Annotated in this window: 9 protein-coding genes; 8 read left to right on the forward strand and 1 reads right to left on the reverse strand. The window is 69.9% G+C overall.

Translation table 11 applies throughout. The features are described from left to right. From fhuE to AC27VN_RS21295, 3 genes are all read left to right on the forward strand, one after another. Positions 1-2307: ferric-rhodotorulic acid/ferric-coprogen receptor FhuE (gene fhuE, locus AC27VN_RS21285; RefSeq protein ID WP_490877797.1), on the forward strand; the 2307-nt coding region annotated here is incomplete at its 5' end. A 100-nt stretch (positions 2308-2407) separates the two neighbouring features. Further along, on the forward strand, positions 2408-3202 hold the full coding sequence (locus AC27VN_RS21290) for an alpha/beta fold hydrolase (RefSeq protein ID WP_490877798.1): 795 nt from the start codon (positions 2408-2410) through the stop codon (positions 3200-3202). A gap of 35 nt (positions 3203-3237) precedes the next feature. Next, positions 3238-4689, forward strand: a complete 1452-nt coding sequence (locus AC27VN_RS21295) for an HD domain-containing phosphohydrolase (RefSeq protein ID WP_490877799.1) — start codon at positions 3238-3240, stop codon at positions 4687-4689. A 4-nt stretch (positions 4690-4693) separates the two neighbouring features. Here the strand turns inward: AC27VN_RS21295 and AC27VN_RS21300 are convergent, their stop codons facing one another. After that, positions 4694-5308, reverse strand: a complete 615-nt coding sequence (locus tag AC27VN_RS21300; protein ID WP_490877800.1) for a MarR family winged helix-turn-helix transcriptional regulator — start codon at positions 5306-5308, stop codon at positions 4694-4696. A gap of 170 nt (positions 5309-5478) precedes the next feature. Here AC27VN_RS21300 and AC27VN_RS21305 point away from each other — a divergent pair, with 170 nt between their 5' ends. Genes AC27VN_RS21305 through AC27VN_RS21325 form a run of 5 tightly spaced genes read left to right on the forward strand, consistent with a single transcriptional unit; the run spans position 5479 to position 10131 of the window. Next, positions 5479-6504 carry an ABC transporter substrate-binding protein gene (locus AC27VN_RS21305; protein WP_093343319.1) on the forward strand — a complete coding sequence of 342 codons (1026 nt, stop codon included), beginning with the start codon at positions 5479-5481 and terminating at the stop codon, positions 6502-6504. Positions 6505-6538: 34 nt separating this feature from the next. Further along, the gene (locus AC27VN_RS21310; protein ID WP_490877801.1) at positions 6539-7624 is read left to right on the forward strand and encodes an ABC transporter ATP-binding protein; all 1086 of its coding nucleotides are present in this window, start codon (positions 6539-6541) and stop codon (positions 7622-7624) included. Beyond that, positions 7621-8472: an ABC transporter permease gene (locus AC27VN_RS21315; protein WP_208509146.1), complete on the forward strand. Its 852-nt coding sequence runs from the start codon at positions 7621-7623 to the stop codon at positions 8470-8472. The genes AC27VN_RS21310 and AC27VN_RS21315 overlap by 4 nt, the downstream gene beginning before the upstream one ends. Next, the gene (locus AC27VN_RS21320; protein ID WP_296778607.1) at positions 8469-9269 is read left to right on the forward strand and encodes an ABC transporter permease; all 801 of its coding nucleotides are present in this window, start codon (positions 8469-8471) and stop codon (positions 9267-9269) included. Before AC27VN_RS21315 ends, AC27VN_RS21320 begins: the two co-directional genes overlap by 4 nt. Before the next feature lie 37 nt (positions 9270-9306). After that, a complete protein-coding gene (locus tag AC27VN_RS21325) occupies positions 9307-10131 on the forward strand; it encodes a polysaccharide deacetylase family protein (protein WP_490877802.1) in 825 nt (274 codons plus the stop codon). Positions 10132-10159 lie beyond the last annotated feature (28 nt).

Raw genomic sequence — 10159 nt, forward strand, 5'->3', positions numbered from 1 at the left:
CCCCCCGGCCCGCTGGGCCGCACGCTCGCCAGCTTCGCGGTCGGCAATGGCATCGCGCTGTCCTTCGATCCCGCGTTGACGCAGGGCCGCAGCAGCCCGGCGGTCTCGGGCCGCTACACCGCGCGCGAAGCCATCGAGCGCCTGCTCGCGGGCAGCGGCCTGCAGGTGGTGGCGCGCAGCGACGGCAGCTACACGCTGGGCCGGCGCGAAGCGGGTGCCGATGCCGCCACCGGCGCGCAGACCGGCATCGGCACGCTGGCACCGGTCACCGTCACGGCCGACGCCGACCGCAGCGGCACCACCGAAGGCACCGGCTCGTACACCACGCGCGCCACCGCCGCGGCCACCGGCTTGGCGCTGTCGCCGCGCGAGACGCCGCAGTCGGTCACCGTGCTCACGCGCCAGCAGATCGAGGACCAGAACCTGCTCTCGCTCGGGCAGGCCATGAAGAGCGTCACCGGCGTGTTCGCGGTCAGCTCCGACAGCGACCGCACCGACCTCTACGCGCGCGGCTTCTACATCGACAACTACCAGTACGACGGCGTGCCGACCACGGTCACCACCGACTTCTTCGGCGCCTCCAACAACGACCCGGTGCTGTACGACCGCATCGAGATCGTGCGCGGCTCGACCGGCCTGCTGACCGGCGCCGGCAATCCCTCGGCCTCGGTCAACCTGGTGCGCAAGCATGCCGACAGCAAGGTGTTCACCGGCAGCGCCTCGCTCGCGCTGGGCTCGTGGAACCTGCGCCGCGCCACCGTCGACCTCTCGACCCCGCTGACCGAGGACGGCCGCGTGCGCGCCCGCGTCATCGGCATGACGGAGGACCGCGACTCCTTCCTCGAGCGCTACCACGGCCGCAAGCACGTGCTCTACGGCGTGGTCGATGCCGACCTCACGCCCGGCACCTCGCTGAGCGTGGGCATCGACTCCCAGGCCAGCCGTCCGAACGGATCGACCTGGGGCGGCCTGCCGCTGACCTTCGGCGACGGAGGCCCCGCGAACTGGGCTGCTTCGAAGAGCATCGGCACGCCCTGGACCCACTGGGACGCGACCAATACCACGCTGTTCGCGAACCTCACGCACGCCTTCGGCAACGGCTGGAAACTCAAGGCCAATGCCTCGCACCGCCAGAGCAAGCAGAACGCCAAGCTGCTCTACCTGTTCGGCGACCTCGACCGCCTCACCGGCACGGGGCTGGGCTCGCTGCCCGGCTACTTCGAGCACGAATTCCGCCAGAACAGCCTCGACCTGCAGGCCACCGGCCCGTTCGAATTGCTGGGGCGCCGGCACGAGCTGGTGCTGGGCCTGAGCAACACCCAGTCACGCTACGTGCAGGCCAATCACGTGCGCCTGAGCGCGCTGCCCGAGGTCGGCAATTTCTACCTCTGGAACGGCGGCTATCCCGAGCCGAGCTGGGGCCAGCTCGAGGTGTCGGGCATCGACAAGCTGCGCCAGACCGGCTACTACGGCGCCGCGCGCTTCTCGGTCACCGATTCGCTCAAGTTCATCCTCGGCGCGCGCCAGAACGACTGGCGTGCCACCCGCCTCACGGCCGACGACCGGACCACGCGCCGCCACGAAGTGCTGACGCCCTATGCGGGCCTGATCTACGACCTGGGCGAGCACTACTCGGCCTACGCGAGCTACACCGACATCTTCCAGCCGCAGAACTACCGCGACACCAGCGGCCGCTACCTCGACCCGGTGACCGGCAAGAGCTACGAGATCGGCCTCAAGGGCGAGCACCTGAACGGCAGGCTGAACAGCTCGCTCGCGCTGTTCCGCTCCGAGCAGGAGAACGTGGCGCAGCGCGACGGCACCCGCCTCGTGCCCGGCTCGACCGATGGCGCCTACTACGGCGCGCGCGGCGTCGTCACCAAGGGCATCGAGCTGCAGCTGTCGGGCGAACTGGCCGAGGGCTGGCAGGTCAACGCGGGCATCGCGCGCACGCTCGGGCGCGAAGGCAGCGGCGAGCGCATCAACCCCTCGATGCCGACCACACTGGCCACGCTGTTCACCACCTACCGGCTGCCGGGCCGCTGGCACCAGCTCACGGTCGGCGGCGGCGTCAACTGGCAGAACCGCGTGTACTACCCGTTCAGCGTGGGCGACGTCGACATGCGCTACACGCAGGGCTCGCGCGCCGTCTTCAGCCTGATGGCGCGCTACGCGGTCTCGCCGCAGCTGTCGCTGCAGCTCAACATCGAGAACCTGTTCGACAAGCGATACAACGTCAACATCGACGGGCAGGCCTTCGCGGGCACGCCGCGCAATGCGGTGGCGACGCTGAACTACAAGTTCTGAGGGGGGCGGGGAGGGGGCGATCGGACATTCGTCCAATGGCGCGAAAAGGCGCCGCGGCCGACAGTAGCGGCTCCCGTCACTCCCTTGCCAAGACCCTCTCATGAAGCACTTCCAACGCCTCCAACTCGCCGCCGCCGCCCTGGCCGTCGGCCTCTCGTTCTCCGTCACGGCCGCCAGCGCGGCGGGCCCGGCCGCGGCCGCCGCCGCCAACGCATCGCCCAGCGTGGTGCTGGTGCACGGCGCCTTCGCCGATGGTTCCGACTGGGCCAAGGTGATCCCGCTGCTGCAGGCCAAGGGCGTCAACGTCGTCTCGGTGCAGAACCCGCTGACCTCGCTCGAGGACGACGTGGCCGCCGCCAAGCGCGCCATCGACGCGCAGCCCGGCAAGGTGGTGCTGGTCGGCCACTCGTGGGGCGGCACCGTGATCACCGAGGCCGGCGGCAACGACAAGGTCGCCTCGCTGGTCTACGTGGCGGCCTTCGCGCCCGACGCGGGCCAGAACTCGGGCGAGCTCGGCAAGGACTATCCGGCGCCGCCCGGCTTCGCCCACATCGCGGCCGATGCCTCGGGCTTCCTGCGCCTCACGCCCGAGGGCATGAGCAAGCATTTCGCGCAGGACCTGCCGGCCGCCACCACGCGCGTGATGGCCGTGACGCAGGGCCCGATCCAGGCCAAGGCCTTCGAGCAGAAGGTGTCGGCCGCCGCCTGGAAGACCAAGCCCTCGTGGTACATCGTCAGCAGCGCCGACCACATGATCCAGCCCGCGCTGCAGCGCGACATGGCCAAGCGCATCGGCGCGCACGTGACCACGCTGAACACCAGCCACGTGCCGCAGCAGTCGCAGCCCGCGAAGGTGGCCGAGGTGATCCTGGACGCCGTGCGCCAGTCGAAGTAAGGTGCCGGCGCCCGTCGCCTACCGGATCCATTGCCTTGCAGCCCATCGCCCACGTCCCGCTCTTCGATGCCATCAAGGCGCTCGCCTTCGTCGGCGACCTCAGCATGGGCCAGCCCATCGACCACTCGGCGCGCGTGGCGTGGATCGCCGCGAGGCTGGCGCAGGCGATGGGCCGGGACGACGCGGCGCAGGGCCACGTGGCCTGCGTCGCGCTGCTGCGCTGGTCGGGCTGCACTGCCAACGCGCCCGAGTTCTCCGACCTGCTTGGCGACGACGTCGGCGGACGCCGCGCGATGCTCGCGACCGCCTCGGCGCGCGAGGCCGCGGCCTTCGCGGGAACGGTCGGCTCGCTGGCCGAGATCCATTGCGAGGTGTCGGGCGAGATCGCGCGCTTCCTCGGCCTGCCCGAGGCGGTCGAGCGGCCGCTGCGCCACATGTTCGAGAACTTCGACGGCAGCGGCAAACCGGCGGGCCTGGCCGCGCCGCATATTCCGGAGGCGGTGTACCTGGCCACGCTCGCGGGCGATCTCGAGATCTTCTCGCGCACGCATGGCCTGCAGAGCGCGCTGCGCCAGATCGCCGAGCGCGCCGACGGGCGTTATCCCGCGGCGCTGGTACAGGTCGCGCAGCAGCACGCGGTCGACTGGCTGCATGCGCTCGACCAGGGCGCCGCGGCCGACCTGCAGGCGCCCGAGGGCGCACTGCGCGACGCGCTCGCGCCGCTCGAGCTGATCGCCGACGTGATCGATCTCAAGATGCCGTGGATGACCGGCTTCTCGCGCCGCGTGGCCGAGGCGGCCGCCGCCTGCGCCGTGGGCCTGGGGCTCGATGCCGCGGCCTGCGAGCAGGTGCGGCGCGCGGCGCTGATCCATGGCATCGGCCGTGCCTCGGTGCCGAATGCGGTCTGGGATTCGCCCAGGCTGCGCAGCGAGGCCGACAAGGAGCGGCTGCGCCTCGTGCCCTACTGGACCGAACGCGCCGCGCGCCGCATCGAGACCTTGCGGGCCGAGGCCGAAATCGCCTCCTTCGTCGACGAGCGGCTCGATGGCTCGGGCTTCTTCCGCGGCGTGAAGGGCGCGGCGATCGGCACGGCCGAACGCGTGCTGGCCGCGGCGGTGCACTGGGTGCTGCTGCACACGGGCGCGCCGGGCCGGCCCGCGCTGGCGGTTGGGGAGGCGGAAGCGCAGCTGCGTCGCGAGGCGGAGCAGGGCCGGCTCGATGCGGCCGCCGTCGCTGCATTGACGGGGCGCGAATCGGTGGCTGCGAAGACGCCCGCCGCGGAGGGCGAAGCCAATGCCTTGCTCTCGTCGCGCGAAGTCGAGGTGCTGGGCCGCATCAGCCTCGGCGAGAGCAACAAGGAGGCGGCGCGCACGCTCGGCATCAGCCCGAGCACGGTGCGCGCGCACCTCGAGAACATCTTCCGCAAGCTCGGCTGCACCACGCGCGCGGCCGCGACCCTGAAGGCGATGACGCTCGGTCTGCTCTGAGGCGTCAGCCCGGCTCGGGGCCGGTCTCGGGTGCGTTGCCCGTCATCATCTGGCTCAGCAGGCCGGCGAGCGCCTCGCGCTGGCCGGTGTCGAACATGCGCAGCAGATGCAGCTCGGCGGCGGCGTGCTTGGGCATCGTCTCGTCGGCCAGCCGCATGCCCTTGGCCGTGAGCTTCACCAGCACGCCGCGGCCGTCGTCGGGATGGATCGAGCGCTTGACCAGCCCTTCCTGCTCGAGCCGCTTGAGCAGGTTCGACAGCCCGCCCGAGGTGAACAGCAGCGTGCTCTGCAGCCGCGAGGGCGACAGCCGGTAGGGCGCGCCGGCCACGCGCAAGGTCGCGAGCACCGCGTACTCCTGGTACTTGATGCCGAAGGGTTGCAGCACCGCGTTGATGGTGCGCAGCACCACTTCCTCGAGCCGCAGCAGCCGGCCGACCACCGCCTTGCCGCTGCTGTCGATGTCGGGCCGCTCGGTGCGCCATTGCCGGATGCCGCGCTCGACGAGGTCGCCGCCGGTCGCGGGTTGCAAGGCCTCGGGCGCGGGAACCTCGAGCGCTTCGCGCGCCTTGGCACTGCGGGGTCGCGGCGGGCTCTTCGATGCATCGTCCTTGTGCTGCATGGCGTCCTTTCGATGGCGATTTACGTGCGTTCGCGATGCGTTCTGGTGCATCGCCGGGCAGCGGGTTGGTACCTATCTTAAATGCCTTGCGTTTATCTTTTGCAAAAGATAAAGTGAATCGCATCGCGCTTCGATCCCCTCCAGCCTTCGCTCTCACAGGAGTCGCTTCCATGAAAACCGCGCTCGCACGTTGCCTGTCCCTGGGCTTTGCCTCCTTGCTGATGTCGGGTGCGCTGCACGCCGAGGAGCTGGTGGTCGGCATCTTCGGCGGCTCCTTCGCCGACGACTCGAAGACCTGCCACATCGCCTCGTTCGAGAAGAAGACCGGCGCCAAGGTGGCGCTCAAGCTCGGCAGCTCCTCGCAGTTCGCCGCGGCCATCCGCGCGACCGGCGGCAAGTCCGATTTCGACGTGGTCTACATCGACAACTCGCTCGCCGCGCAGCTCAAGAACGAGAAGCTGCTCGAGACCATCGACAAGTCCAGGCTCGCGAATGCCGCCGACATCTCGCCGCGCGCGCTCGACAAGGACGGCCAGTACATCGTGTTCATGACGGGTGCCACCGTCATCGTCTACGACACCAAGCAGATCAAGACCCCGCCCACCTCCTGGGCCGATCTCGCCAAGCCCGAGTACGACGGCCGCCTCGCCATCGGCGACATCAGCGGCACCTCGGGCTCGCAGTTCCTGATGGCGCTCAACCGCATGAAGGGCGGCGAGCTGAGCAACATGGATGCCGGCTTCGCGGCCGTGAAGCCGATCGCCAAGGCCTCGGTCACGCTCTATACGCAGGCCGACCAGATCGTCTCGCTGTTCGAGCGCCAGGAGATCGCCGCCGCCGTCTGGTACCCCGACCGCGCGGGCTCCGCCATCGACAAGGGCCTGCCGCTCGCGATCGTCTATCCGAAGGAGGGCGCGGTCGGCATCCTGCCCGCGCTGGTGATTCCCAAGGGCGCGAAGTCGCCGGCGCTCGCGCTCAAGTACATCGACGAGGTGCTGTCGAAGGAAGGCCAGGCCTGCTTCGCCGAGCGCAAGTACGCGGGCCCGGTCAACACGCAGGTCAAGCTCAGCGACAAGGCCGCGAAGATCGTTCCGTACAAGGAGACCTTCGACAAGCTCTGGCTGCCCGATCCCGAGCAGGTCGCGAAGTCCATGCCCGAGTGGACCCGCCGCTGGCAGCGCGAAGTCGCGCGCTGAGCGCCGCCGCCGTTCCCACGATTCCGTAAGCCCAATGCCCGCACTCACGCTGGAGCGCCTCGAGAAGCGCTACCCCGGACACGTCGCCGCCTCCTCGGTCTCGCTGTCGGTCAACGACGGCGAATTCATCTCGCTGCTCGGCCCCTCGGGCTGCGGCAAGACCACGGTGCTGCGCATGGTGGCGGGCCTGATCGAGCCCACGGGCGGCCGCATCCTGATCGACGGCCGCGACGTCACCGCGCTGCCCACCAACAAGCGCAACATCGGCCTGGTGTTCCAGTCCTATGCGCTGTTCCCGCACATGAGCGTGTTCGAGAACGTTGCCTTCGGCCTGCGCCGCCAGGGCGTGCAGGGCGCGGAACTCACGCGCCGCGTCGAGCAGGCGCTGGCCAGCGTGCGCCTCTCGGCGCTGGGCGACCGGCTGCCGCGCCAGCTCTCGGGCGGCCAGCAGCAGCGCGTGGCGGTGGCGCGCTCGATCGCGCCGCGCCCGAGCATCCTGCTGTTCGACGAGCCGCTGTCCAACCTCGATGCCGCGCTGCGCGACGAGATGCAGATCGAGCTCAAGCGGCTGCAGCGCGAGGTCGGCATCACCACGCTGTTCGTCACGCACGACCAGGGCGAGGCCATGTCGATGTCCGACCGGGTCTGCGTGCTGGCCCATGGCGTGGTGCAGCAGTTCGACACGCCCGAGGCCATCTACCACCGCCCGGCCACGGGCTTCGTCGCGAGCTTCATGGGCCGGCCCAACCGGCTCGGCGGGAAGCTCGCGCGCGTCGGAGCGGGGGCCGCTACGGTGCAACTGAGCGACGGCCCGGTGCTCGCCGTGCACCAGGCCGAGGGCATCGCCGACGGCGCCGCGGTCGACGTGGTCGTGCGCCAGGAGGACATCCGCTTCCTCGGCGCGCAGGATTCCTCCGACGCCGCGAACCTGCCGCGCTACGAAGCCCGCGTCGCGATGCGCTCCTTCGTCGGCTCGCGCGTGCAGTACCTGCTGGCCCTCGGCGGCATCGAGCTGATCGCCGAGGCCGCCACCAACGGCCCGCATGCCGGCCTCGAGGTCGGCGCGCCGGTCGGCGTGGCGATCGATCCGCGCCATGTCTACGTGAACGCCGCGGCATGAGATCGCGCCACACCGCCGGCGCCTTGCTGGCCTCGCCCCTGCTGCTGGTGCTGCTGCTGGCCTTCGTCGCGCCGGTGCTGCTGATGGTGCCGCTGAGCCTGCATCCCTACGTGCCCGGCAGCGGCATCGCCAGCGGCTGGACGCTGGCCAACTACACCAGCATCCTCACCGACGAGTACTACCGCGAGGTGGTGCTGCGCACGCTGGTGCTGGGCTTCGGCGTCACCGCGATCTGCCTCGTGCTCGGCTATCCGCTGGCCTACTACATCGCCAACGCGGGCCCGCGCATGCGGCTCGCGCTGACCATGCTCGTGATCTTCCCGATGCTGCTCAACCTCGTGGTGCGCTCCTTCGGCTGGATCGCGCTCTTGGCCAACCGCGGCCTCATCAACAACCTGCTGATCGACGTCGGCCTGATCGAGCGCCCGATCCGCATGATGTTCAACCTGTTCGGCTTGCTGGTCGGCATGTCGCACATCTTCCTGCCGTTCATGGTGCTGATGCTGGTGCCCGCGATCCAGGCGATCCCGAAGGACGTGCAGTCGGCCGCCTACACCCTGGCCGCGAGCCGGCTGCGCGTGTTCTGGTCGATCACGCTGCCGATGAGCGCGCCCGGCATCCTCTCGGGCTCGATCCTGGTGTTCGTGCTGACCATCAGCGCGCTGGTCACGCCGCGCATGCTCGGCGGCGCCACCTACAAGGTGATGGCCACGCTGATCTACGACGACTTCCTGCAGACGCTCGACTGGCCGGCCGGCGCCGCCATGTCCTTCGTGCTGACCGCGCTCACGCTGGCCGTGATCGCGCTGTCGAGCCGGCTGCTCAAGCGCTGGGGAGGCCAGGCATGAGCACCTCGACCGAAACGCAGCGCCAGGGCCTGGGCCTCGCCGCCACCGCCATCGCGGTGGTCGTGTTCCTGCAGATCCCGGTGCTGGTGGTGGTGCTCGCGGCCTTCAGCAAGACCGCCTACCTCACGATCCCGCCCAAGGGCCTGACCCTGCACTGGTTCGAGGTGGTGCTGCGCGATCCCGAATACCTCTCGGCCGCCTGGACCAGCCTCTGGCTCGCCGCCGCCTCGACCGCCGCCGCGCTGGTGCTCGGCCTGATCGCCGCCTATGCGATCCACCGCCGCATGGTGCCGGGCGCGGCCGCGCTGACCTCGCTGTTCATGGCGCCGCTGGTGCTGCCCTCGGTGGTGCTCGGCGTGGCGCTGTTGCAGTACTACACGATGACCGGCCTGCGCGGCAACTCGCTGGGCCTGTGGCTCGCGCACGTGGTCATCACCGTGCCCTACGTGGTGCGCGCCAGCCTCGGCAGCCTGGCGGCGGTCGACGAGTCGCTGGAAGACGCGGCGCGCGTGCTCGGCGCCGACGGCTTCACGAGCTTCCGGCTCGTCACCCTGCCGCTGGTCAAGCCCGGCCTCGTGGCCGGTGGCCTGTTCGCCTTCATCACCTCGCTCGACAACGTGCCGGTGTCGGTGTTCCTGCTCTCGGCGAGCCAGACCACCTTGCCCGTGAAGATCTTCACCTCGGTGGAGCAGGGCGTCGACCCCAGCGTCGCCGCGGTCTCCACCCTGCTGATCGTGGCCACCGGCATCGTGCTGCTGCTGGCCGAACGCTGGACCGGCTTCCACAAGCACGTCTAGACCCTTCTTCCTCTTCTTCTCTTTCCAGGACTTCGCGATGCCCACCACGAGCAAAGGCTTCCCGCTCATGCTGACCTTCGACCTCGACGCCGAGACCATGTGGACCGGCCGCGATCCCGCGAACGCGCAGCGGCCGATCCTGATGTCGCAGGGCGCCTACGGCTGGAAGGTCGGCATGCCGCGCATCCTCAAGCTGCTGGAGCGCTACGGCATCCACTCGACCTTCTTCGTGCCGGGCGAGGTGGCCGAGAAGCATCCCGAGCTGATGCGCGAGGTGATCGACCGCGGCCACGAGGTGGCGCACCACAGCTACAGCCACCGCTGGATCGTCGGCCTCACGCCCGAGGAGGAGCGCGAGGAGATGGAGAAGGGCCTCGAGGTGCTGACCCGCCTGACCGGCAGCCGCCCGCGCGGCTGGCGTTCGCCCGCGGCCGAGTTCAGCGCCATCACGCTCGACCTGATCAAGGAGTACGGCTTCGACTACTCCTCGAACTTCTTCGACGACGACTCGCCCTACCTGCTCGAGATCGGCGGCCAGCGCACCGACATCGTCGAGCTGCCGTTCCGCTGGGTGCTCGACGACGCGCCCTTCTTCCAGTACTCGATCACGCTGCCGGGCCGAACCTTGCAGGCGCCCTCGGCCGCGCTCGAGGCCTGGAAGAGCGAGTTCGACGTGCTGCTTGCCGAGGACCGCATGATGATGGTCGGCATGCATCCGCAGATCATCGGCCAGCCCTCGCGGCTCAAGGTGCTCGAGGGCCTGATCGAGCATGCGCTCGCGCATTCCGACGTGTGGATCGACCGCTGCGACCGCATCTCCGACGACATGCGCCCGCGCCTGCGGGCCGCGGTGGCCGCATGAACGCCGTCGCTGCCAATCCGGCGGCGCC

The organism is Variovorax sp. 20P10.2.4 (genome assembly GCF_058244205.1).

What these genes read in the sequence shown, in the direction of transcription:
- AC27VN_RS21290 (WP_490877798.1), top strand. Translation starts at nt 2,408, where the DNA reads ATGAAGCACTTCCAACGCCTCCAACTCGCCGCCGCCGCCCTGGCCGTC.
- AC27VN_RS21300 (WP_490877800.1), bottom strand. Translation starts at nt 5,308, where the DNA reads ATGCAGCACAAGGACGATGCATCGAAGAGCCCGCCGCGACCCCGCAGT.
- AC27VN_RS21305 (WP_093343319.1), top strand. Translation starts at nt 5,479, where the DNA reads ATGAAAACCGCGCTCGCACGTTGCCTGTCCCTGGGCTTTGCCTCCTTG.
- AC27VN_RS21310 (WP_490877801.1), top strand. Translation starts at nt 6,539, where the DNA reads ATGCCCGCACTCACGCTGGAGCGCCTCGAGAAGCGCTACCCCGGACAC.
- AC27VN_RS21315 (WP_208509146.1), top strand. Translation starts at nt 7,621, where the DNA reads ATGAGATCGCGCCACACCGCCGGCGCCTTGCTGGCCTCGCCCCTGCTG.
- AC27VN_RS21320 (WP_296778607.1), top strand. Translation starts at nt 8,469, where the DNA reads ATGAGCACCTCGACCGAAACGCAGCGCCAGGGCCTGGGCCTCGCCGCC.
- AC27VN_RS21325 (WP_490877802.1), top strand. Translation starts at nt 9,307, where the DNA reads ATGCCCACCACGAGCAAAGGCTTCCCGCTCATGCTGACCTTCGACCTC.